At 40.9% G+C, this 23,919-nt stretch carries 17 protein-coding genes and 6 tRNA genes; 9 read left to right on the forward strand and 14 right to left on the reverse strand.

The window, feature by feature from the left end; translation table 11 throughout:
• Positions 1-391 precede the first annotated feature (391 nt).
• On the forward strand, positions 392-2,131 hold the full coding sequence (locus tag BCU94_RS15240) for a S16 family serine protease (protein WP_102437653.1): 1,740 nt from the start codon (positions 392-394) through the stop codon (positions 2,129-2,131).
• Between the two features lie 73 nt (positions 2,132-2,204).
• A complete protein-coding gene (gene fabA, locus BCU94_RS15245; protein WP_102437655.1) occupies positions 2,205-2,720 on the forward strand; it encodes a bifunctional 3-hydroxydecanoyl-ACP dehydratase/trans-2-decenoyl-ACP isomerase in 516 nt (171 codons plus the stop codon).
• Positions 2,721-2,848: 128 nt separating this feature from the next.
• On the opposite strand, the gene rmf is transcribed toward fabA, so the two are convergent.
• The 5 genes from rmf to rlmKL form a co-directional block, all read right to left on the reverse strand.
• Complete coding sequence (rmf, locus tag BCU94_RS15250; RefSeq protein ID WP_076539913.1) at positions 2,849-3,025, reverse strand: ribosome modulation factor; 177 nt, start codon at positions 3,023-3,025, stop codon at positions 2,849-2,851.
• A 179-nt stretch (positions 3,026-3,204) separates the two neighbouring features.
• Positions 3,205-5,106, reverse strand: coding sequence for a DUF3466 family protein (locus BCU94_RS15255; protein WP_102476870.1), 1,902 nt, complete (start codon positions 5,104-5,106; stop codon positions 3,205-3,207).
• Between the two features lie 25 nt (positions 5,107-5,131).
• Entirely contained in the window at positions 5,132-7,057 is a 1,926-nt protein-coding gene (locus BCU94_RS15260; protein ID WP_102476871.1) for an ABC transporter ATP-binding protein, read from the reverse strand.
• Positions 7,054-7,305, reverse strand: a complete 252-nt coding sequence (locus tag BCU94_RS15265) for a glutaredoxin family protein (RefSeq protein WP_102437661.1) — start codon at positions 7,303-7,305, stop codon at positions 7,054-7,056. Before BCU94_RS15265 ends, BCU94_RS15260 begins: the two co-directional genes overlap by 4 nt.
• Positions 7,306-7,322: 17 nt before the next feature.
• On the reverse strand, positions 7,323-9,470 hold the full coding sequence (rlmKL, locus tag BCU94_RS15270) for a bifunctional 23S rRNA (guanine(2069)-N(7))-methyltransferase RlmK/23S rRNA (guanine(2445)-N(2))-methyltransferase RlmL (protein ID WP_102476872.1): 2,148 nt from the start codon (positions 9,468-9,470) through the stop codon (positions 7,323-7,325).
• A gap of 300 nt (positions 9,471-9,770) precedes the next feature.
• Here rlmKL and BCU94_RS15275 point away from each other — a divergent pair.
• The 6 genes from BCU94_RS15275 to BCU94_RS15300 all read left to right on the forward strand — a co-directional run bounded on the left by BCU94_RS15275 (position 9,771) and on the right by BCU94_RS15300 (position 10,697).
• Positions 9,771-9,847, forward strand: a tRNA-Met gene (locus BCU94_RS15275).
• A gap of 152 nt (positions 9,848-9,999) precedes the next feature.
• Positions 10,000-10,076: transfer RNA gene (locus BCU94_RS15280), tRNA-Met, on the forward strand.
• Positions 10,077-10,186: 110 nt separating this feature from the next.
• A tRNA-Met gene (locus BCU94_RS15285) sits at positions 10,187-10,263 on the forward strand.
• 114 nt (positions 10,264-10,377) lie between these two features.
• Positions 10,378-10,454, forward strand: a tRNA-Met gene (locus tag BCU94_RS15290).
• Between the two features lie 48 nt (positions 10,455-10,502).
• Positions 10,503-10,579, forward strand: a tRNA-Met gene (locus tag BCU94_RS15295).
• Between the two features lie 41 nt (positions 10,580-10,620).
• Positions 10,621-10,697 (forward strand) — tRNA-Met (locus BCU94_RS15300).
• Positions 10,698-11,206: 509 nt separating this feature from the next.
• Here the strand turns inward: BCU94_RS15300 and megL are convergent.
• The 7 genes from megL to BCU94_RS15335 form a co-directional block, all read right to left on the reverse strand.
• Positions 11,207-12,376, reverse strand: coding sequence for a methionine gamma-lyase (megL, locus tag BCU94_RS15305; protein ID WP_102476873.1), 1,170 nt, complete (start codon positions 12,374-12,376; stop codon positions 11,207-11,209).
• Positions 12,377-12,769: 393 nt separating this feature from the next.
• Entirely contained in the window at positions 12,770-13,819 is a 1,050-nt protein-coding gene (oleD, locus tag BCU94_RS15310; protein WP_102437667.1) for a 2-alkyl-3-oxoalkanoate reductase, read from the reverse strand.
• A 66-nt stretch (positions 13,820-13,885) separates the two neighbouring features.
• Complete coding sequence (oleC, locus tag BCU94_RS15315; RefSeq protein WP_102476874.1) at positions 13,886-15,601, reverse strand: olefin beta-lactone synthetase; 1,716 nt, start codon at positions 15,599-15,601, stop codon at positions 13,886-13,888.
• Positions 15,602-15,670: 69 nt separating this feature from the next.
• On the reverse strand, positions 15,671-16,555 hold the full coding sequence (locus tag BCU94_RS15320; protein WP_102437671.1) for an alpha/beta fold hydrolase: 885 nt from the start codon (positions 16,553-16,555) through the stop codon (positions 15,671-15,673).
• Between the two features lie 48 nt (positions 16,556-16,603).
• Positions 16,604-17,653 (reverse strand): 3-oxoacyl-ACP synthase III, encoded by a 1,050-nt coding sequence (locus BCU94_RS15325; protein ID WP_076539890.1) that lies wholly within the window; start codon positions 17,651-17,653, stop codon positions 16,604-16,606.
• A gap of 253 nt (positions 17,654-17,906) precedes the next feature.
• The gene (locus BCU94_RS15330) at positions 17,907-19,217 is read right to left on the reverse strand and encodes a methyltransferase (RefSeq protein ID WP_102476875.1); all 1,311 of its coding nucleotides are present in this window, start codon (positions 19,215-19,217) and stop codon (positions 17,907-17,909) included.
• 76 nt (positions 19,218-19,293) lie between these two features.
• Entirely contained in the window at positions 19,294-20,580 is a 1,287-nt protein-coding gene (locus BCU94_RS15335) for a chemotaxis protein (RefSeq protein WP_347230786.1), read from the reverse strand.
• A gap of 229 nt (positions 20,581-20,809) precedes the next feature.
• Here BCU94_RS15335 and BCU94_RS15340 point away from each other — a divergent pair, with 229 nt between their 5' ends.
• Positions 20,810-21,040 (forward strand): DUF1289 domain-containing protein, encoded by a 231-nt coding sequence (locus tag BCU94_RS15340; protein ID WP_102437673.1) that lies wholly within the window; start codon positions 20,810-20,812, stop codon positions 21,038-21,040.
• Positions 21,041-21,126: 86 nt separating this feature from the next.
• Here the strand turns inward: BCU94_RS15340 and BCU94_RS15345 are convergent, their stop codons facing one another.
• Complete coding sequence (locus BCU94_RS15345; RefSeq protein WP_076539886.1) at positions 21,127-21,483, reverse strand: YajD family HNH nuclease; 357 nt, start codon at positions 21,481-21,483, stop codon at positions 21,127-21,129.
• A gap of 206 nt (positions 21,484-21,689) precedes the next feature.
• Positions 21,690-23,660: a BCCT family transporter gene (locus BCU94_RS15350; RefSeq protein ID WP_102437675.1), complete on the reverse strand. Its 1,971-nt coding sequence runs from the start codon at positions 23,658-23,660 to the stop codon at positions 21,690-21,692.
• Positions 23,661-23,919: the final 259 nt, after the last annotated feature.

Raw genomic sequence — 23,919 nt, forward strand, 5'->3', positions numbered from 1 at the left:
TGCCATCTCTCCGAACGCCGAGAATAATATAAGTATCAGACCTCGTTGTAAACCGGAATTTATAAAAAAACATTCAAATGCTCATCAAATAAGCTTTTAAGACATTTTTCCACCTTTGTTGGCTCATTTGCTAATCAGGTGAGTAAAAATCACCTTCTACACCACTGGATTCCCTCACCTTTTCTATCAACAAACACGCTTTTAGCGATTACATTTTGTTTAAAGAATTACGCTAAACCCCAAATAAGAAGCAGCAATGGCCTTGAATATAGCAATCCAGTGTCATATTTTTCCAGCAAGCCCATAGATAATCCGCAAAGCATCGAACATTTCAATGATATGACGATAATATATGCTAAAATCGCTTTAACTATTTCTGATACTTAAAGCTATGACCACAACTTTAATTTCTATACCCAAACTTGCTCCTCAGTTTACGTTACCTCAATCTTTACCTTCTACTGCTTATCTAAGCCATTTATTGTTGGGACAAGAGCGTTGTTTAGATGCATTTAATTTAATGACTAAACTTGCACACCAACATTTATTTGTCGCTGATTTTGCGGGTATTGAGCGTGAACTGTTTATTAAAGCCCTTGTGAGTCAGGCTAATACGCCATCAGATTCCTTTTTGGTTGCGACTAAAAGCCAAGATGAAAATCACAATTTTAATTTCCGCTGGCAGGCTGAGTTACCGGCAGAGAATGTTGGCACTGTTGCGCATCAAAATACCCTTTACAGCTATGTTAGTGGCTCTATTCGCCGCGCTGATCTAGTCGGTAAAATGCATAAGACTGATAAGTCTAGCCAGTATAAAGCTGGCATTTTAGCCTCCAACCATTTCGTTTTTATTGATGCTAACTCTTTATGGAAACGTGAAGGCCTGTGGGATTTTGTCATGCAGATCCTCGAGCATAAACAATATAAAATTAGCAACGATATCGCGCCAATCCCACTCAATTGTAAAATTGTGCTAATGGGCTCAGCTAACTTGTTTACTCATTTAAGAACTGAAGACAGAGTTTTTTATAAAAACTTTCCACTGCTTGGCGAGGTTAACTCAGAAATTGATTTAACTAAATATAATGAAACTCAGTACCTGCAATGGCTAAATAGTTTAGCTGATGCCTATAACATTCAATTAGAGCCATCAAGCTTGATACCGCTATTTAATTACAGCGCCAAACTTACTGAGCATCAGCAACGCTTAAGTTTATCAATGCTGCAAATAGTTCAGGTACTGACTCAAGCTAAAGCATACTCTAATAGTGCTTCGCTCAATTCAACTGCCATAGCAAAAGCTCTTAGACAGTCAAAGTCACGCCATGACAGTTCTGAGGTTTATTCAGCACAAAACTTTGATGATAATTTCATTAATCTGCAAACGAGCGGTGAAATAATCGGCCAGATTAATGGCTTAACTGTGATTGACACTGATGATTCAAGTTATGGCGAGCCGGCAAGGATCACTACCTCTGTCCATTATGGTGACGGTGAAGTGATTGATATTGAGAGGAAATCAGAGTTGGGCGGTAATATTCATACTAAAGGTATGATGATCCTTTCAGCTTCCTTGTACCGTATTTTTGGTCGCGATGTACCTTTGCATTTAAATGCCAATATAGTGTTTGAGCAGTCTTATCAAGAGATTGATGGCGATAGTGCCTCTTTAGCTGAGTACTGCTGCTTAATGTCTGCCATTGCCGAGCAGCCGATTAACCAAGCATTTGCCATTACGGGCGCACTTGATCAATTCGGCGCGGTGCAAGCCATTGGTGGTGTGAATGAAAAGATCGAAGGCTTCTATCATTTATGTAAGCGACGTGGCTTAACAGGTGAGCACAGCGTTATTATTCCTAAATCGAATGTGCTACAACTAAACCTTGAAACCGAAGTTATTGAGGCCGTTGAAAAAGGCTTGTTTCATATTCATGCAATTGAGCATATGGATCAAGCTATCGATTTATTAATGAAAGCTCCAGCAGGGGTAAGAAACGAAGACAATGATTTTCCTGCTGAATCAATTTATGGCCAGGTCCAAACACGTTTAGAAAAAATGGCTGGCCACGATGATGAAGAGCTCGAATTAAGCTTTTTACAAAAAATATTAATGAAATTAAAGATATTATAGTGATCGGAGTTGTTTAGCTTACACGTGTTCGCTATCTTGTCAGCCTATTCGTAATAAAGTGGTAAATATTTAAATGAAAAGAGCTAACAGTTTCACTAAAGAAGAGCTGATCGCATGTGGTAATGGCAACCTTTTTGAGCCTAACTCACCACGTCTGCCTGTCGATAATATGTTGATGATAGATAGGATCACAACCATTAATGCTGACGGTGGTGAATATGGTAAAGGCGAAATAGTCGCTGAACTCGATATCACCCCTGATTTATGGTTTTTTGACTGCCACTTTAATGGTGATCCTGTGATGCCAGGTTGCTTAGGTTTAGATGCCATGTGGCAATTGGTTGGCTTTTATTTAGGCTGGGAAGGCGCAGAAGGTAAAGGGCGCGCACTTGGGGTTGGCGAAGTAAAGTTCACCGGGCAAGTATTACCGGAAGCGAAAAAAGTCACCTATAAGCTCACTTTAAAACGAAAGATTCACCGTAAGCTGGTTATGGGGATTGCTGATGCCACTATGGAAGTGGATGGCCGTGAGATTTACTCGGCTACTGATTTGAAAGTCGGTATTTTTAAGGATACCTCGACCTTTTAAGCATTTCACTGAATATGAATAGTAATCACTGTTAGCTAATGTTGCTTCGGGTTAACTTAGCTAAACGGCATTATTTTGCCCTCAATCAACCCCCTGAGGGCAAAGATATTAATATGATGCCTTTTCATTTATTTATTAAACAAACCACTCATACGTCCATCTACGCCTTCTCTCCAACCACCTAACCATTGAGATTTAGAATCTAAAGTTCCGTAAGGGCAAAGCTCCTTAGAGCGCCCTGCAATACCTGCTTGGAATCCCTTAGAAAAAGCTCTATCTAACTTATCTCTTTTTTGTCTTTTCATTAACACATCCTCATTTTGTTAATCAAGAAGCGTTCGCTTCAGCATTAGAAATAGGTGAAATTTCACACAAGATCAATGCAAAAATATGACAAAATTATGTGTTTTTAATTAAAGTATTGAGATAAAAAGCAAAAAAAAATCGAGGAATAATCCTCGACTTTTAGTTCAAAAAATGCTCTCTACTTAAGCTTGCGACGACGTAACCAAAGTAACGGCAGAGCGAATAACCAAGCAAAGCTAGCCGCCCCTTTTCTTACATAGGGCTCATCTTCTACGTCATCACTTTCAGTACAGGCTTGTTCGTTACCTGATACCGGTTTCATTACCACCATACGCGGTAAATAAGACGTTACAGGGTCGCCATTACCATTTATTTCAAATAACGGTAGGTTAGTGTCTTCATCAAGAATCAAATTACCATCGGTATCAAATTGGTATAAAGGTTTACGAATAAATGCTGTACCTACAATGGTGCCGTCTTCATTGATGTCATTGGCCTCAACCACATATATTTCACTGTCATAGCTTAAAATTGAGCCGTCACCATCAATAACCTCAACCGGATAACGAGTCCATTTGCCATCAGCATCTTGCTCATAGCCTTTTGACTCACACGTTAAAGTCGCATTAAGGTTCACAAATTCATCATCACCGATGTTATAAAGAAAACCTGCTTTTGGTCGCGGCTTATCTTTATCATAAGTGACCTCAATATTACCAACCACTTGACCTGCATTATTAATGGCTTTTGGGTAACTACTTAGCTCTGAAATACCTGAATCTTGAAAGTCACTAGGTACTACGATTTCAGCAGATGGGTTGTTAATATCGTAATAGAAGAACTTATCTCGTAAAATTCCACTGACATATTTATAAAAAGTACCGATGACGATACCGTTGTCGTTAATATCACGAGCTATTGAACTATATACATCATCTTTGAAAATATCAGTATCAATCCACTGATACTCATATTCACCTGCGGCATTTTTCACCCAGTAGGCGGCATCTTGATAAAGATCATCCGTTTTACCATTACGGTAAACGTGTGAGCGCCCTACGACGACATCATTGTTGTTAACACCTAAAGCTTGAGCGGTATACACCAAGGTTGAATCTTCATCAGGGGTTAAACCTAACTCCAACTCAATGACGTTTTCTGCAGGAATCGTATTATCATCAGCAATTTGCCATACATGGGCACGGGTTTGATACTGAATGTTACGACGACCATTTGATGGGAATTGATCTGCCTGTACGCAAATTTCAACTGGCGCAGGAGAGTCTTCATCTGCGTCTAAATCTGCGTCAATACAACTATCGATACGATCTGAGCTGAATTCAATAATGTCAGTACTGGCATAACCTGCCACCAAATTATTATCGTTAATTGCCGCAGCCGCTGACCAGCCACCTAACTCAACTTCAAAACCATCATCTTCACGAATATAAGTTTCGTAAGATGGTACTAATTCAAGTTCTTCTCCGTCAGGCGTGACAGCGACACCACGAAGCTCAAAATCGCGATAGTACCAAAACTCTTGGTCTTCATCACTACCAACATAGTCGATAGTTTTTTCAGGCGCAGTATATGAACCAACTTTGTAATTGTTGTCATTCATGCCATAGAAAAAGGTATCAACCGAGTTGATAATTAACTCGCCTTCATCATCAACATCGGTTGGTGCTGTAGTGCCATTAACGCTATAGAAGTTTGGATACCAAGCTGACTCAGCATCGTATTCTTCCGCTGTGAAAGTAAAGTTATTTGCCACCAGAGGCAAAAATACTGAATAAATAATGGTTTCTTCAGGTGCGATACCATCTTCTACATCAATAACGTCATTGTCATCTTCGTCATCATCGACAGATAGTTTTTTCTTACCTTTAGAAACACCTACAAGTTCATTGTTGGCATTAACAGCCATGGCGTAACCACTTCGGGTACCGTCTACTGTGCCTTTAAGATCAAAATCTTCAATGTTTACAATTTCATATACTGGAGCGGCATGTACACTTCCGATAGCGCCAAGCACACTCAAGGCAACGACAGATAATGCCTTATCAAACTTCGACTTCATTATAATTCCTATTATTATTATACGCTTACTTCAGTGATTCGAGTTCTTCCCAACGCTCGAAGCAAGTGTCCAATTCCTGTTCTTTTGTCGCCAATGCTTTAAGCACTGAGTTGACGGTATCTTGTGGTTGGCTATAAAAATCAGCTGAAGCCACAGTATTTTGTATTTCTTCTACTTCTTGTTCTAACTTTTCCATTTTACTCGGTAGTTGTTCGAGTTCACGTTGAAGTTTGAACGATAATTTTTTAGGTGCTGTACTGGCAGCTTTAGTCTGCTTTACAGGCTTAGTTTCTACTGGCGCAGGAGTTTGGACAACAGATGTTGCTGCTTGTTCCTCAGAATAAAATTTAGCGCCCTGAGAGACGGCATCATTGTATCCGCCAACATACTCATGCCAGTTACCATTACCGGCAAACCACCAACTACTGGTCACGGTATTATCAATAAATTCCCTGTCGTGACTAACAATCAATAAGGTCCCTTTAAAATCAGTTAGTAAGGACTCTAACAATTCTAGGGTCTCAATATCAAGGTCATTGGTTGGTTCATCGAGAATAATTAAGTTTGCAGGTCGCAATAACAAGCGTGCTAATAGCAATCGGTTTTTCTCACCACCTGATAACGCCTTAACAGGGGTACGTGCACGCATAGGTGAAAACAAGAAGTCTTGTAAGTAACTTAATATATGACGATCTTGACCGTTAATCGTAACGGTTTTCTTACCGTCGCCTACGTTTTCTTCAACGGTTTTTTCTGGATCTAACGCTTCACGGTATTGGTCAAAATAGGCAACTTCGAGTTTGGTACCGACTTTAACTTCACCTGATTGCGGCGAAAGCTGCTCAATTAATAGCTTAATTAATGTTGATTTACCACAACCGTTTGGCCCGATTAAGGCAATTCTGTCACCACGTATAACCGTTGAACTGAAGTTTTTAACTAAATCTTTATCAGGTAAATTGTAATTAAGATTATTAATATCAAATACTAACTTACCAGAACGCTCAGTATCACTGACGTTCATCTTGGCATTACCTTGACGATTCAGGCGCTCACTGCGTTCATTTCTTAATGCTTTAAGGGCGCGCACTCGGCCTTCATTACGGGTACGTCTGGCTTTTACCCCTTGACGGATCCAAGTTTCTTCTTCTGCTAATTTTTTGTCAAAATGGGCATTTTGTTCCGCTTCAACACGCAACCACTCTTGCTTACCTTCTAAATAAGCATGGTAATTACCCGGCCACGATGTCACTACGCCGCGATCTAAATCAACAATGCGTGTTGCCATACGATGAATAAAGCCACGGTCATGACTGACAAACACGATAGCGCCTTTAAAGTTTAATAAAAACTCTTCAAGCCATTCAATGGTATCAATATCAAGGTGGTTGGTCGGTTCATCAAGCAATAATAAGTCCGGTTCGCTAACTAGGGCTCTTGCTAATGCCACTTTACGCTGCCAGCCACCTGATAACTCACTAAGGGGTTTATCGGGATCTAAGCCTAACAATTCACAATTTTGAATAATACGAGAATCTAAATGCCAGCCGTTATTATGATCTAATGACTCTTGCAAGCGCTGCATTTGATTGAGCATCTTGTTCATTTCATCAGGTTCAGCGGTAGCAACGTCATGTGAAAGCTTATGATAACGCTCTAGCATTTCACCAATTTCTTTTAATGCTAAAGAGATATATTTATAAACCGTGCCGGTTTCAGCTTTAGGCGGATCTTGCTGTAGTCGACTGACATTCACATCAGAGGCAATATTAAATTCACCGTCATCAAGTAATACATCACCTGACAGCACTTTCATTAAACTTGATTTACCCGCCCCATTTCGGCCTACGATACACACTCGCTCACCAGGTAAAATAGTGAAATCAGCATTTTTCAATAACGGGGTATAGCCATAGGCTAAAGAGCCATTATTAATACGAACTAAACTCAAGCGACGCTCCTAATAAATTCTGTTAACTGCTGGGCATCAAAGGGCCAAAACAATTCTTTTTCATCCATAACTAACACTGGTATAGAGATGCCATAACGGCTTGCCAGTGTGTCATTATCGCAAATATCAATATGTTGATAGTCAATGCCTAATTGCTCAACTAACGCTTGAGCAATTTCACACAGATGACAGCCATCTGTGTGATATAAAATTAGGCCTGCACTGTCTGTTGTTGGGTTAGAACTCATACCTTTAACCTTAAAGCTTATTTAGCGTAAGGAGACTTAGCATGGGTAATTAACCAAGTATTATGGATGTGCGGATTACGCTTATAATCCAATGGTAATGTTTGACTATCGATATTTTTAATGTCCATTTTATATTGGCTTAAAAGCTCGATATCCATTTTAAATTTACGCTTATTATTCGAGAAAATAATTTCGCCATTAGGGCTTAATACTTTAATCAAATCAACCAGCATTGCCGCATGGTCTCGTTGAACGTCCCAGCTATCTTCCATTCTTTTTGAATTAGAAAAAGTTGGCGGATCGATAAATATCAGATCGAATTTCTCTTCACAATCTTTCACCCACTGAATACAGTTAGCTTGGATGAATTGATATTGCTTACCTGATAAATTATTTAAATCAAAATTCTCTTTTGCCCAAGCAAGGTAAGTATTTGACATATCGACTGTAGTGACAGATTTAGCCCCACCTAATGCCGCATGTACCGATGCAGAGCCTGTGTAAGAAAATAAATTCAGCACATTTTTACCCGCTGATTTTTCACCAACTAATTTACGGGTCAAACGATGATCTAAGAATAAACCGGTATCAAGGTAGCCAGTTAAATTTAACTTAAACTTAGCGCCATACTCTTGGGTAATGATCTCCAGCTTTTGTTGATCAAGCTTTTGATACTGGTTGGTGCCCTTTTGCTTTTCACGGGTCTTTAAGGTAACGCGATCAGGGTCCATATTTAATGCTGCAGGCAATGAGAGTAATACATCGGTTAAACGACGCTTTGTCACCGCTTCAGGAATAGTCGCAGGCGCAGAGTATTCTTGAATAACCACATAATCGACATATTTATCAACTGCCACATTGTATTCAGGTAAGTCAGCATCATAAATGCGGTAACTATCAATACCTTCTTTTTTAGCCCACTTGGTTAGTTGCTTCATATTCTTTTTAATACGATTAGCAAAAGCAGGCGAGATATCTGCAATATCAACACCTTCAGGCAACACCGGCATTTCACGGCGAGTGCTTTTAGCATGCAAAGTATATAAGTTAAAGCCACACTCTAGTGCACCGTTAAACATCTTCATTTGCTTATCGGCTTTTAGCTTTAATGCTGAGAGTAATTCAATATCACTACACAACATGGCAATTTTCCAACCGCCAAAGTCTTTCTTAAACTTATCGCCAAGCTTGTAATACAGCTTCAATAATTCCGTAATGCTACCTAAACGCTCACCATATGGTGGGTTTGAGATTAAGAAACCCGCTTCTACTGGTGGAGTAACATCAAGTGCATCTGAAACACTAAATTCAATTAAATCAGCAACACCGGCGTTTTCTGCGTTTTGTTTTGCAAGCGCTACAAGGTGACCGTCAATATCAGAGGCAAAAAACTTTAATGCGCAGCGAGTTTTACCAAGACTGGCTCGGGCTTTTGCTTCATTTAAAATCCCTTGCCATAGGGTATCGTCATGTTGATGCCAATGCTCAAAACCAAAACGGGCGCGTTTAAGAGCTGGAGCAATATCTGCAGCCATTAATGCCGCTTCGATAACAACGGTACCACTGCCACAAAAGGGATCTAATAATGTAATTGGATTTGCTTGCCAACCACTTCTTATAAGCATGTTAGCGGCTAAGTTTTCTTTCAGAGGTGCTTCACCGGTTATTGATCGGTAGCCACGTTGGTGTAAAGAAGCGCCAGAGAAATTAACTGAAAGCGTTAATTGATTATTACGATAATGGGCATCAATTCTAAATTCAGCATTGACGCGTCCAACATCAGGTCTATCTAAACCATCATCGCGAAAACGATCCACAACCGCATCTTTGGTTTTTAAAGCGCCAAACTGGGTATTATTAATAAAGCCGCCAGTACCGTGAAAATCGATACTGAAGGTACTATCGTTTGAGAAGTGAGACGGCCAATCAATACTGTAAGCTGCGTTATAAAGTTGCTCAGCAGATTCACAAGCACCTTTATAGATAACCACAACAATTCGGCTAGCAAGTCGAGTCCACAATGTAATTCGATAGGCAAGTTCTAACGGCGCAGAAAAATACACACCAGCGACGCTTTCCTTAACATCAGTAGCACCAAACTCTTTAAGCTCATTGGATAAGCTATATTCAAACCCCTTTGGGGCAGCAGCAAAAAAATTCAACATGGATAGACAGTCATCAACTCACAGATATAATTAAGCATGCATTATATACCTAAACCGATATTAGGTGTGAAAATGTCTGTTAATTGCCACATTTTATACAATACATTACCGATATAGCCCTGTATTGGTGAGTAAACTTTCATTTCTGTTTCAAAACTACGGCTATAACAGGGCTATCTGCCTTATAAAGCCGCTATTTTTTGCTATTGGTGCTCAGTAAGTCAGCAAGCAGTAATAAAGTTGTCATTATGACTTGCCAAGAACAAGATTGGCCGTTATAGTCTGCCCCGCTTAAACGGACGCGGGATGGAGCAGTTTGGTAGCTCGTCGGGCTCATAACCCGAAGGTCGTTGGTTCAAATCCAGCTCCCGCAACCATTTAACCTTAGTAAGCAGACAATTAGTTAGCATATAAATAGTCGGGCTCAGCTAATATAAACTGGCAAAGGTCGTTGGTTCAAACCCAGCTCCTACAATCATTTAATCATGGTTGCTAAAGAAAAGTTTAAGCAAGTTAGTTTTTATTCGGACGCGGGATGGAGCAGTTTGGTAGCTCGTCGGGCTCATAACCCGAAGGTCGTTGGTTCAAATCCAGCTCCCGCAACCAATAAAATTTTCAAGTTGAATATTAATTCAATTGGTTAATTTTATTAATGTGTATTATTGATTCAAATCATTAATCACAACCAATAAAAACAACACACTATTAAGTACGGACGCGGGATGGAGCAGTTTGGTAGCTCGTCGGGCTCATAACCCGAAGGTCGTTGGTTCAAATCCAGCTCCCGCAACCAATTTATTTGATTGAGCAGACAATTCGTCGAGCTTAACTTATATAAATCGGCAAAGTTCATTGGTTATAATATAACTAATGCAACCTCTTAACTTAATAGAACTATATAATCGGACGCGGGATGGAGCAGTTTGGTAGCTCGTCGGGCTCATAACCCGAAGGTCGTTGGTTCAAATCCAGCTCCCGCAACCAATTAGTATTATAGTTAAAGTATTATTGTAAAAAGTCATTAAAATCGGACGCGGGATGGAGCAGTTTGGTAGCTCGTCGGGCTCATAACCCGAAGGTCGTTGGTTCAAATCCAGCTCCCGCAACCAATTCTTTTTAATGCAGTGTAACAGGTAAGTTTTTAATCGGACGCGGGATGGAGCAGTTTGGTAGCTCGTCGGGCTCATAACCCGAAGGTCGTTGGTTCAAATCCAGCTCCCGCAACCAATTTAAATCATTTTAAATTATTAATACTCTTCTTAAATTTAAAAATACCCTTCTTAATTTCAAAATATTCTTCATCACTTTTCAAGCTCAAGTGTATTGCACCGATTTTTAGATCCTCAGTTCGGGCTCAACTCTTATAAATCTGCAAAGGTCGTTGGTTCAAATCCAGCTCCCGCAACCAATTTTAATCACTTTCAAATATTAATACTTTTCTTGAATTTCAAAATATCCTTCTTAATTTCAAAATATTCTTCATCATTTTTCAAGCTCAAGTGTATTGCGCCGATTTTTAGATCCTCAGTTCGGGCTCAACTCTTATAAATCTGCAAAGGTCGTCGGTTCAAATCCAGCTCCCGCAACCAATATAAATCACTTTCAAATAGTAATACTCTTCTTCAATTTCAAAATATCCTTCTTAAACTTCCAAATATCATCATTAAATTTCAAAAAACTTCTAATAATTTTACTTGCTAAAGCCGTATTTAAATCGCTTTCAAAAGTTTTATTACCTAAAGTGCTTGTTCAATATCGATAATCAAATCTTCTACGTTTTCTAACCCAACTGAAATCCGTAATAAATTATCGGTTATCCCCGCTTCTGCTCTCGCTTCGGGGGTGTAGGGTGAATGAGTCATTGATGCAGGATGCTGAATAAGTGACTCCGCATCGCCCAAACTCACGGCTATCGTGAACAGTTTTAATTTATTTACAAAGTTAATCGCATCTTGTTCGGACCCTATTAATTCAAAAGCGATTACCCCACCCGCTCGACGCATTTGTTTGCCGACATATTTAAAGCCTTGATGATTTTCAAGCCCGGGATAAAAAACACTGCTTACTTTTGTATGTTGATTAAGGTAAACAGCCAACTTTTCAGCATTGTCACAATGACGGCTTAACCTGACATCTAAGGTTTTTAATCCTCTTAAAATTAGCCATGCATCATGGGGCGAAATAACACCGCCAAAGTCTTTAAGAATTTGGTATTTTAATTGATGAATATGCGCTTCACTTCCACAAACAATGCCTGCAATGACATCCCCATGACCATTTAAGTATTTGGTTGCACTGTGGATCACCATATCAATACCCAAAGTCAGCGGCTGTTGCAATAAAGGCGTCATAAAGGTGTTATCAACAATACTTATCAAATTATTGCGCTTTGCAATAGCTGCTATTGCGGTTAAATCAAATACTTGTAAATGCGGATTGACAGGGCTCTCACAAAATACCAATTTAGTATTAGGCTGAATTGCCGCTTCAATTGCTAAGGGATCAGAAAAGTCTACAAATGTTGTATCCACGCCATACCGTTTTAGTTGGCTACTCAACAAAGCAAAAGTGCAACCATACACCGCATTTGATGAAATTAAATGATCGCCAGCCTCCAGATGAGTCATTAACGCCGCTGAAACAGCAGCCATGCCTGAGGCACATGCAGCGGCAGATTCTGCCCCTTCAAGTAAGGCCATTTTACGTTCTAACTCTGCGGTAGTAGGGTTACCAAGACGCGTATAAATGTAGCCTTGTTCGTCACCGGCAAACCTGGCTCCGCCCTGCTGGGCATTGTCAAACACGAAGGTGGCACTTTGATAAAGTGGCGTGACTAATGCGCCAAACGCTTCCTTTATATGACCACTATGAATCGCTACTGTGGCTGGTTTCCATTGATCTGGCATCTCGTTCTCCCAGGCCCACATATGAATTTAAATTATTTTACTATGTGTGTGGACAGGAATTTAAGATAGCGCGCTGAAAATTTTAACCAATAGTTTAGCGATTATTCATATTGAACACATTGTAAACACAATGTTACATCACAACCAAGAATGGCGCGCAAGATGTTGTTTTTACATATTTAAAGTTTTAGATTGTGACTGCGGTTATAAACAATGAGTCAACGAGGATTCTAGTGGTTATAGTGATTAGTGATTTGCACAGTGCTTTAATAATAATGACAGATAACATACAACTGATGTGATGAAACAAGATCACCAGCAACAACATGTATACTGGTAATCCCTTGCTGATAATTTAAATTTCAACTTAAATTAGCGATTTAAATTATCGGCTTAATTTAGTGATGCTTTTAAGCGCAACATACCTTCGTCAATACTGATCAGCGCTTCATAACCTAAATCGTTTTTAGCGGCGCTAATATCAAAATAATGACAGGTGGATAATTGTCTTGCGACAAACCTTGTCATAATCGGCTCTTGCTGTTTACCAAGTATTTTATAGATGGTTTCTAATACCACACCCGCGCTATACGCCACACCAGCAGGAACTCGTTTCGTCACTGGAGCAATATCAACACAGGCTAAAATGTTATTGAGCATGGCCGCCATAGTGATAGGTTCATCGTTACTTAAAAAATATGCCTTACCTGCACTCTTAGCTTGTTGCGTTAAGTCTACTGCCGCAAGAATATGCGCATAAGCGGCATTATCAACATAAATGGTATCAACCAGTTTATCTTGTTTACCCACCAACTTTAGCTTGCCGATTTTCGCCCGCGCTATCACTCTAGGCACCAAGTGTGGATCTTCAGGTCCCCAAATTAAATGCGGTCTTAATGCGGTGGTTTTCAACTGCGGCCCATTGGCTTCTAGCACCATTTTTTCGGCAATGGCTTTAGAGTGACCATAAAAGTTTAAAAAGCTAGCGGCATAAGGGGAAGATTCATCAATACCGGCTTCATCTTCACCCGCAAAGGTGACACTTGGAGTACTGGTGTAAACCACATGATTGATCTTTAATGCTTTACACGCACGCAGGATATTAGCGGTTCCATTAACGTTAGGGGCAAAATAGCTATCTCTATCGCCCCAAACACCCGCTTTTGACGCCACATGAAACACTAAATCACAATCTTGCATCGCCGCTGCTAGCGCATCTGAATCGCTAATATCACCTTGATACATGTTAACGCCCATCGCCGTTAATGCAGGATATTCACCACGAGCAAAACCATTAACTTCAATGCCTGCTGCTCGCAGACGAGTACAAATCGCTTTACCTAAAAAACCACCTGCCCCGGTGACAAATACTTTGTTAACCCGACTTTTAAGCGCAGCTAAGGCTGCCTGTTCTGGCTTTAATAACATTTCGAGTTCAAGCATGTATTTACCTAATTGAGAACGCTAATAAAAATTGATTGTTGGCAAACATTTCAGCAACGATTTGCACTATTCTTTCCACTGTTTTTGAGCCCAAACAGCTAATTTTTCTCTGAATATTTTCGCGTTGTGTCTGACATCCACAGGAAAATCTGGATGAATTAAAAAACGTGAAATACCCATTGTATGTGTATGTTTTTCAGCGATATCAACTAACTCTTGGTATAGCGCTTTACTGTTTGAGCAAGTCATGGCTTTATCAAGTTCGACACATAACAGTGGTTCAATATTGCCATTAATGACAATATTCACCAGTGCTGAACGTTTTACTTGTTTATGGGTGTTAAATACCCGCTCACAGGGAATTGAAAAATAACGTTTACTAAGGCTACCTTTTAGAGTTTGATCAACTCGATGGGCCTTGCGGCCACACATCCATAATTGCCCTAATTCATCCAAGTAACCGACATCACCCATGCGGTGTCGAATACCGTCAGCATCAGTAATTTTGGCCAGCTTAGTTGCACTATCGCGATGATAATACTCACGACTTACCATCGGCCCTTTTACGACGATTTCACCAATCTTTCCTACAGGTAAAATATCGGCTTCATCCCAATGGCTGATAACTGACTCAGTAATATCGATAATGCTAATCTCAACACCATCAATGGCTTTACCCACACAAATACCTTTACCAGCATCAGTTGCGGCGGTGGTATCAAACAGCTCGCTGCTTGGCATCATGCTAATCGGCAAAGACTCTGTCGCCCCATAAGAGTTGAGCACCTCAACTCCTGTTGCTAACATTTTGCTAAAACGCTTTATTGATGAGATGGTTGCTGGCGCCCCTGCTGAAATAACTCTTTGCACGCTTGGTAATGTAAATGCTTGGTTTTGGGCTGCGGTTTTAGTTTCAGCAGCGGCGCCTAAGCGCTCCAGCAATGCCGGATTAACAAACATATTAGTACATTGATATTTCTCAATCGCTGCGAATAAATACTCAGGATTAGCGGTTATGGGTTTACTGGCGTCCATCGCTGGCACAATAGATGCCATACCCAGTGCAGGGCCAAATAATGAAAATAATGGAAAAGTCGCTAAGTCGCGCTCACCGGGCTTAATGCCGTAATCATGTTTAAGGGCGCTAATTTGCGCTTCAAACATGCCATGGGAATACACCACACCTTTTGGGGTGCCTGTACTGCCACTGGTAAATAAAATTGCCGCCATTTGATCATCACACAGTGTGACCATGGGGTAAGCTTTGGCAAATGATCCACTAACCTGTGGCAAGGCGTCAATACTCACTGCGCCTGATAACCAACGCTGAATACTACTGCCGCCCACATTTAAGCAAAGCTTAACCGAAGATTTACCCCAACCTAATATTCTTCTGGCAATATGGGCTTTAGGGATACCAATAAACACATCGGGTTGTGACTCTTCAAAACATTGTTTTAAGTTTTTAACCCCCATACCGGGATCGACCAGAATAGGAATTACGCCCGCTTTAAATAACGCAAACGTTAGCACGAAAAAATCAATGCTTGGGGTCACCATCAACACAGCTTTCATGCCAGTTTGAAGGCCAAAGGCATTTAAACGATAGGCAATATCATCAGATTGTTGGTTTAGGGAGCCAAAATCGACGTCTTGATAAGTTAAAGCGTGAGAGGCTTGATTGGCAGATGTCGCTGTTTGCACCGCGACAGCTAATTGAGAAGGAAAGTTATTTGCCGCATCTTGTAAATGCCGACAGATGTTAGCCGTTTTTAATGTCATAAGCCTGATGTCATTGGTTTATAACTTGGGCGTGAATAATGAGTATTTCATCACGCCCAAGGTCGCTGTTTAGCTTTGCTGGTTGTTAGCCATAAAGTTCTGAATAAGCCCGATGACATCTTCGCTAGCATCTTCAAGAATATAATGACCACAGTCATCAAACTCTCTTACTTGCGCATGGGGCATATATTGACGCCACTTTGCTAAAAAGTGCTTATCAAATACAAAATCCTGTAGTCCCCAACAAATCAGTGTTGGCACTTCAGAGAATTTAGATAAACTATCAGCAATATTTGAAACTAACTCATAGTTACGATCTTCAGGCTTTAACGGAATATCCTGCACAAAACGTAAGGTTGAAATACGGTTTTTCCAGCTATTAAATGGCGCAACGTAGGCTTCGCGCACTGCTTTGGCCATTGGCTGACGTTTAACACCCACATAGGATGCAATGGATGAAAAGGCATTAAAGCCTCTGACCAAAAACGTCCCTAAAATAGTTTCGCGGCAAACCCATAATGCCCAAGGAAAAGGCTTAGATTCAGGTAAGTGAAATGCTGCTGTGTTTAAAAATACTAAGCGCTTAATGCGCTCAGGATAACGGGCAGCATAGCCCATACCAATCATTCCGCCCCAGTCATGAACCACTAAGGTGATGTTTTCTTTGACATCTAAATGATCTAACAGCGCTTCTAAATCATCAATACGATTTTCTAATGTGTAATCGTATTGTGGGTCATCAGGTTTATCCGATAAACCACAACCAATATGATCAGGCACAATACACTGATAATTGGTGCTTAATGCACTGACTAAGTTACGGTAGTAATAACTCCAGCTTGGATTTCCATGAACCATAACCACTGGCTCACCCTGGCCTTCATTAACATAATGCAGTTTGTTACCACTGCGGTCTAAATAATGGCTATCAAAAGGCAACAGATTTTCTAACATGATGCTTCCTACAATTTTATAATACTTATTCTATAACCAGCGAAATGATTACCACTTGATGCCTAGCATCATACAGTTCAACCCGCTGCCTATGCCTAGAAAGCTCACTTGATCGCCTAATTTTAAAAAGCCTTGGTCGTGGGCCATCGCCGCTGTTACTGGCAGCGAAACCGTGCCCATATTGCCCAAGGTTTCATAAGTTGGAAATTCTTTTTCATGAGGAATATTGAGAGCATTTAACACTTGTTTGCGGTTTGATGCGCCCACTTGATGACAAATCACTTTATCAACTTGATCCACTAACCACTCACGCTGAGTTAAGAAGTGTTCCCAAGTATGCTTAGCCAGATCAACCCCTTCTTTAAGTAAGGTGACGGCATCGGTACGCATAAACTCACGATATAACTTTTGACTGGTTTCTTGTAGGCCCCACTGACATAACTCGTGATGCTCAGGCGCCGATAAGTGGCTGGCACCTAATAGCTGATGATTACGAGTATTTTTAAGCGGTAAGCTACCGTCAGTTAAGATAACCGCAATCGCACCAGAGCCACCGGTTAAGGTCGCTAGCGATTGGGCAAAATTCTGCATTGTCGGCTCATTGAGCATATTGTCGATAGTGACTTCAACAATATCGCGCGCCGATTCACAAGATACCACCATACCGGCTTTAATTTGTCCAAGCTCAATACGGTTAGCGATATCTAAAATGCCAGAAAGCACACCTAAACAAGCGTTACTGATATCGTAAATCGCGGTATCTTTAGACACACCAAGCTCTGCAGCCACGCGGCACGCGGTTGCGGGCTCATGTTGGTCACGGCACACGCCTGTGTAAACAACTGCCCCTAAATCACTGACATTGATACCTGTTTCAGCAACCGCTTTACGGGCAGCACTGATAGCGCCGTCAGATAAACGATAACCTTTTGGCCACCAGCGACGTTCCTTAATACCGGTTAAAGCGGCTAATTGCCCCATTGGAATACGAAACTTTTGATAAAGCGGCGCAAGACGAGATTCTAGGTCTAGACTAGACACCACTTGGGGTGCTAACTCATAGGCCATACTATTAATAAAAACGCGGGAATATTTCATGAAACCGTATCAATCGCTCACTTTAAGGCCGCCTTAGGCAACCGAATTTATTGGTATTTGCTACTAACCCGCCATTTGAACAAGAAAAGCTTCAATATTCAATACAAAACCACAATTAGTAATATATAAATCTACCAAAGCCGCAGTTTATCGCTGGGGTATTAACTGTATCACTAAAGGGGTTAATCAAGAGGATTTAAAATAAAAACTATTAAACAGTACCTTAGAAAACTATTCGAACAGAATTATTTAATTAGGTTAATTTTTCAGCTTGAATTAACCAATTCCTTGGTGTGATTTCGTTTGCACAAAATTCAACCATGGTAACTTGATAACCCTGCTGTTGTAAAAAGCACATTCTATCCAGTAATAACCACTGCTCTAAAGCGTGCCTAAACAGGTGCGCGACTAGATCGATACGCTGAGTTAGCCTTTGCCTAGCTACCCCTTGAGCAAGATAGGCATCAAAGTCGGTTACAGCGCCGATATTGACTTGTTTTTGCGCCCCAGCCCAATAACAAAAATCACTAAATGATGCCGATAACTGGCTTCGTTTAACACTGGGGATCGGCAGATAGCGATCATTACCGCTAATATCTCGCTGCAAGCTATCAAAGCCTAAGCGCCAAGCAATTTCTTGATGTCGTAATGCTTGCTGCTTGTCATTGGCAATCACACTTTGCTGCAGCGGCAACTGTAAATCATGTCGCGATAGCTTAAGGCCACTGTTTTTTGCAGCATGGGATAGCGGCTGATAGTAATTAGCTTGAATAAGATGATAACAACAAGGTGAAAACGAGATTTGTTTGGTGTTTGCTTGAGCGGCTAACTCCAGCAGCCTAACATGTAAATCACCACAGGCATGTAACGCAATGGCATGTTGCTCTGAACTTAGCGGGTTGGCCCCTAATGTACTATTGGCTAAGTTAAACACATCAACACAATGAAACTGCTGCGACAATTGCCACTTGTCTGCAAACTGCTGGCCTTGCTCACACAAGCTTTGTTGCCACTCTAAACTGCTAACCTTAACTTGATGGGTTTTAGCAATATAACGTCCCAAATGGCCTTTACCTGCACACCATTCAACAATCGGGTTTCCTTTAGGAATATGCGCTGAAAAAGCAGTAATTTGCTGCCACTTTCGGCCTTTGATATGGGCGCTGAAATGGCTAAGCTCAGTGTCAGACAGGCCTATTTCTACAGCGTGTGCTTCAAACGATTTGGGTTCTGGTCTCGTTAACGATACATCACCATTTGTCGATGTGCTTAACATCGCGGCTAAGCCATCAATTTTCATCCCCAACTGCTGCATATCTTGCATCAATGACGGCAGTAACGCCGATACCAATGCCCCTTGAGCTACATCTAGTGCCTCTATGTCAGTATCTGCAATGGCCCAAACCTTTGCGGCTAAGCAAGGAAACTGCTCAGACCAAGGTAATTGCTGACAATCAAAGGCTTTCACTTGCCACAAACTATTTAGCTTTAGTAAGCACTCGCTAAGCTGGCCTAGCTTGGCGCTATTGTCGCTACAATTGTTAGCGTCTGTCGCGCAGTTCATGGCAATCTGTGTGCTCATTGGCATCCTATGGTTTATTGGTGTGATTGATGGTTTACACCATCATTAAGCACTCTCACTACTCACTACCTGCGACTTTGATAGCTGATTTAGGGTTAGATTTGGGTTCAGACTTTCGAACCGCCATGCGTTTACCTAACCAAACCCCCATAGCTAGAGGCGCAAAAAATATCGCAATTAAGAATAAAATGAAATACACAATCACACTTTTAATTAACTCAATCACTTGGGCAAACACTAATTCAACGGTTTTTTGGGTTAGTGCATCTAAATCTTGAATAGCAGCGCTGCGTTCATCAGCAATCATTTGCGCTAACGCTTCTCGCTCGTGAACAATAATTAAGGCTAGTGATTCACGCTCTTTTGATAACTGCTGCAGTTTATCATCTGTGACATCACTCAGTTGATCTAATAATGGCGCCAGCTCCACTCGCATATCACCGGCAAGCATGGTCATCATTTCAGGGGTTTGCTGCATTAACTGCTGAAATTTTTTGGTGGTTTCACTGATATTTTTAAGGGCTAATTCTATATCAGCGGCGCTAACATCAGCATGAAGTGCATATAACTCGGCTTTCCAGCCAAGAATTTTTGGCATCTGCTCAGTGGTCATCGCCATACGATCAGACATATCACTCATCACCTCAGGCATTGAACCAAAAGTGGTAATGGCTTCAAACTCTGAAATATTGCTAAAAGCCAACCAAGCATTAAAGGCAGTAGTGCGGGTAAAGGTAATATCCTCAAGCGGATTTTCAGCCACATATTGGCTCACAAACGCTTGATTATTTTTGAACTTTTGGTTGCTAATAAAGCCTTTTACTGTCGAGACGAATTGATCCGCTAATTTTTCACTGCTATCTATCGCGAGCTGCTGTTGTTCACCGAATAACTCACTGCCAGCACCAGTTTCATAAAACTGCTTCATTTGCTCGGTCAACACCCAAGTATCGAGCATTGCCGCTACTGGAGAGGCTTGGAATATAGCCCGCTGCAGGCTTTGCTCAGCGTAAATTTTCCACATTAAGGTGTTAGCTCTAACGTTGTCATCATCGCTATTAGCTGCAATGCGGTCTGCGGTGGCTTCAATTTCAGCATAAAAGCTATAACTAAATTCACGGCTAAACATACGCATGTTTATCTGCTCTTTAGGTAAGGGTTCAACGCCACTTTCAAGCTTAACTTCTAGCAGTGAACAAGCCGTTAAACTTAAAGATAACAAGCCGATACTCATAAGGCTAAGCAGTTTTTTACAGGTGATAATAAGGGGGTGAAACTGAGCAAACCAGCAACGACTACTCAGGCTAGCAAGATTTTTTACAGCTAAATTAAACCATGATTTCATGGTACTCTCCACGCAATAGCGACACAATAAAGCAGCAAGTTGGCTATTTATTATAGCAAAAAACCAACGAAACACTGACAACAAAGCCATAGTTACAACCAATTAAACTTGCAAATAACTTAATTAATTCAATAAACTATAGCTAGTCGCAGCCTAGTTTTATTTATTTAATTTGTCTATATGGTTTAATCAATAAATGCCAAGACTTTAGAACGGTAAAGGATTAACAATGCACTCACCTTGCGTCGCCAAATGCGGCTTAAATGAAGCAGATTACTGCATGGGCTGTTTTCGCCACATCAATGAAATTGTTGGCTGGGGACAAGCCAGTGAAGAGAAAAAACAAGCGGTATGGCAACAACTGCCACAACGAAAAGAACGAATGAAAGGCGGTAATAATAGCCAGATCATCAGCCGTGAGAAGTGGTTAAAAGCCCAAGCGGAAATTGAACAGCCTTGAATTGTAAAGCTGAGCAATAAAGCTTTCAGCCAAGTACAAAAAAGCCCATAAATATGGGCTTTTCATCTGAGTATCAGTAAACAAAGCTACTTTTTCATCATTGCTTTTAAATCTGCAAATGGATTATAGGTAGCGGCTTCTTGCTTGGTTTCAGTGGTATTGCCATAACGGATCAACTCTTCAAATCGAGAATGTTCATTATCGTGGCAATACAAGCATAACAATTCCCAGTTCGAGCCATCTGACGGGTTGTTATCATGGTTATGATCAACATGGTGTACCGTCAGCTCAGATAAATTCTTATGAGTAAACTCACGTGTACAACGGCCACATATCCAAGGATAGAGTTTTAAGGCTTGTTCACGGTAGCCTTTTTCACGAGTGGCTTTGTAATCTCTGGCTTCTGCTAATACTTTATCTAATTTACTTTGAGTAGCTGACATCGACTTTCCAATTTACTTTCATTACAAAATTACCCCAAGGATAAGCGCTGTTATCGGTTGGGGCAATGTTTTCTATCACAATTGCACTGCTCGAGTAATACTAACATCACTTAAAACAAGCACCACTTAAAACAAGCACCGCTTAAAACAAGCACCGCTTAAAACAAGCAGCGCTTAAAACAAGCACCGCTTAAAACAAGCAGCCGCTAGTAAGTCACTAACTCTGAATTAGACAAATGCTGGTAGTGTAAATAGCGTTCATATTGATTAACGATATCTGCAATAATTTGCTCTTGAGTATAACCCATCACATCGTAATGCTGACCGCCGTGCTCTAAGAACACTTCCACCCGATAATAGTCTTGCTCACTAGCAAAGCCTTCGACATCGGCACCATTCATGGTAAATGCTCGAATACGCAGCCCATAAGCAAACTGCAGGGTTTCGTTGTTACCGATCAATAAACGTACCCTTTCATCATCTTGGGTGATGACAGCAGGCATATTTTTAGCTAAAAATATTTGTCTGACTTGTTCAAGTCCCGGTTTGGCGATGTTATCTAAAAATCGCTGCGCATCTTCTTGACTGGGGTGAGAGACCAGTACATCAATACGATCTTCCCAGCTCATGTTGGCTTTAGCAAATTGCACACTGGTATTGTGTTGCTGCACACTTTCTAATTTCAAGCGATCATCTTGTAAGGCTTTATACAAGCCAAGGCACATCAATAGCATCACAATCATGATTGGCATTGCACTGGCAATCGCTGCTGTTTGTAACGCTTGTAAGCCACCAGCGAGTAATAATACGCTCGCGACAACACCTTGCAGTATCGCCCAAAAAACTCGCTGGCCTACTGGCGCTTGTTCATTACCGCCTGAGGTCAAGTTATCAATCACTAACGAGCCGGAATCTGATGAAGTAACAAAAAATGTTACCACTAAGAATATGGCAATGATGGACAATACTGATGAAAATGGTAGATGCTCAAAAAATCGAAACAAGGCCACCGATACATCATTAGAAACCGCATCCGATAGATAACTCGCCCCATGGTTTCTAATCATATCAATGGCGCTATTACCAAATACTGTCATCCATAGGAAAGTGATGCCAGTTGGGAAAAATAACACCCCGACTAAGAATTCTCGAATAGTGCGCCCACGACTGACACGAGCAATAAAAGTACCTACAAATGGCGACCATGAGATCCACCAGCCCCAATACAATAATGTCCAGCCACCAAGCCAATCATCTTTTTGCTCGTAGGCGTATAAGTTAAAGGTTTTACCCACAATATCACTTAAATAACCACCGGTATTTTGAACAAATGCTTGCAGTAACAGCACTGTTGGTCCAAGAACTAAAACTGCCACAAGCAATAGCAGTGCTAACGCAAGGTTAAGCTCACTTAAACGTTTAACGCCTCTATCTAAGCCTGCAAAAACAGAAACCGTTGCTATCGCGGTAATCGCCATAATGATAATAATTTGCACAGTGATGTTATTTGGCAAACCATCAATTAAATAACTTAAGCCTGAATTGACCTGTAGCACCCCAAAGCCCAATGAGGTTGCTACGCCAAACATGGTGCCGATCACCGCAAACGTATCAACCGCGTGCCCTATAGGGCCATAGATACGCTCGCCAATGAGTGGATATAAGGCAGAACGTGGCAGTAAAGGCAGTTTATGACGATATGAGAAATACGCTAAGCTTAAAGCCACTACGGCATAGATTGACCAAATATGGATGCCATAATGGTAAAAAGTAATCTTCATGGCATCTTTTGCAGCCTCCAGTGACTCAGGCGTTGCATCAGGTGGGGCTAAATAATGCATCACTGGCTCTGCCACGCCAAAGAACATTAATCCAATACCCATCCCTGCAGAAAACAGCATAGATACCCAGCTTTTAAAGCTGTAGTCAGGCACGGAATGATCTGGGCCTAGTTTGATGTCACCAAAACGGCTCATCATGACAAAAATAATAAAGATGAGAAAAATAGCCACCCCAACAATATACAACCAGCCCGCTTTAACTTCTAACCAACTTTGAATGGCTTTAAAAAATTGGCTAGCTTCATTTGGCCAAACGGCACAAATAAATACCATGACAAAAATAAGCAATACTGAAGGGAAGAAAACCGGAGGGTTAACACTCGCTTTCTTAAACATGATTGAGACCTGTAAATAGGATAATGAACACAGCTACATAGGTAACAATTGCGCTGACAATTGCATAAGTATAGGCTGGTTCTATTGGATTGCGTTTAACGTAATCATTGAGGGGTAAATTTGTACTCGCGCGCATTGGGATTAAAAAGCACTATTTCTTAGTTGCTGAAGTGCTATTATCTGACGCCAAAGTTTCATTAGCTGACGCTTCATCGCTAGTTGCATTGCCGCTAGCATTTGCGTTTATATCACTATTGGC

The sequence above is a fragment of the Shewanella sp. 10N.286.52.C2 genome (assembly GCF_002874545.1).
Lineage (GTDB): Bacteria > Pseudomonadota > Gammaproteobacteria > Enterobacterales > Shewanellaceae > Shewanella.

What these genes read in the sequence shown, in the direction of transcription:
- BCU94_RS15325 (WP_076539890.1), bottom strand. Translation starts at nt 17,653, where the DNA reads ATGAAATATTCCCGCGTTTTTATTAATAGTATGGCCTATGAGTTAGCA.
- oleC (WP_102476874.1), bottom strand. Translation starts at nt 15,601, where the DNA reads ATGACATTAAAAACGGCTAACATCTGTCGGCATTTACAAGATGCGGCA.
- BCU94_RS15330 (WP_102476875.1), bottom strand. Translation starts at nt 19,217, where the DNA reads ATGAACTGCGCGACAGACGCTAACAATTGTAGCGACAATAGCGCCAAG.
- BCU94_RS15255 (WP_102476870.1), bottom strand. Translation starts at nt 5,106, where the DNA reads ATGAAGTCGAAGTTTGATAAGGCATTATCTGTCGTTGCCTTGAGTGTG.
- megL (WP_102476873.1), bottom strand. Translation starts at nt 12,376, where the DNA reads ATGCCAGATCAATGGAAACCAGCCACAGTAGCGATTCATAGTGGTCAT.
- rmf (WP_076539913.1), bottom strand. Translation starts at nt 3,025, where the DNA reads ATGAAAAGACAAAAAAGAGATAAGTTAGATAGAGCTTTTTCTAAGGGA.
- BCU94_RS15240 (WP_102437653.1), top strand. Translation starts at nt 392, where the DNA reads ATGACCACAACTTTAATTTCTATACCCAAACTTGCTCCTCAGTTTACG.
- BCU94_RS15340 (WP_102437673.1), top strand. Translation starts at nt 20,810, where the DNA reads ATGCACTCACCTTGCGTCGCCAAATGCGGCTTAAATGAAGCAGATTAC.
- BCU94_RS15320 (WP_102437671.1), bottom strand. Translation starts at nt 16,555, where the DNA reads ATGTTAGAAAATCTGTTGCCTTTTGATAGCCATTATTTAGACCGCAGT.
- BCU94_RS15345 (WP_076539886.1), bottom strand. Translation starts at nt 21,483, where the DNA reads ATGTCAGCTACTCAAAGTAAATTAGATAAAGTATTAGCAGAAGCCAGA.
- BCU94_RS15335 (WP_347230786.1), bottom strand. Translation starts at nt 20,580, where the DNA reads ATGAAATCATGGTTTAATTTAGCTGTAAAAAATCTTGCTAGCCTGAGT.
- BCU94_RS15350 (WP_102437675.1), bottom strand. Translation starts at nt 23,660, where the DNA reads ATGTTTAAGAAAGCGAGTGTTAACCCTCCGGTTTTCTTCCCTTCAGTA.
- rlmKL (WP_102476872.1), bottom strand. Translation starts at nt 9,470, where the DNA reads ATGTTGAATTTTTTTGCTGCTGCCCCAAAGGGGTTTGAATATAGCTTA.
- fabA (WP_102437655.1), top strand. Translation starts at nt 2,205, where the DNA reads ATGAAAAGAGCTAACAGTTTCACTAAAGAAGAGCTGATCGCATGTGGT.
- BCU94_RS15265 (WP_102437661.1), bottom strand. Translation starts at nt 7,305, where the DNA reads ATGAGTTCTAACCCAACAACAGACAGTGCAGGCCTAATTTTATATCAC.
- oleD (WP_102437667.1), bottom strand. Translation starts at nt 13,819, where the DNA reads ATGCTTGAACTCGAAATGTTATTAAAGCCAGAACAGGCAGCCTTAGCT.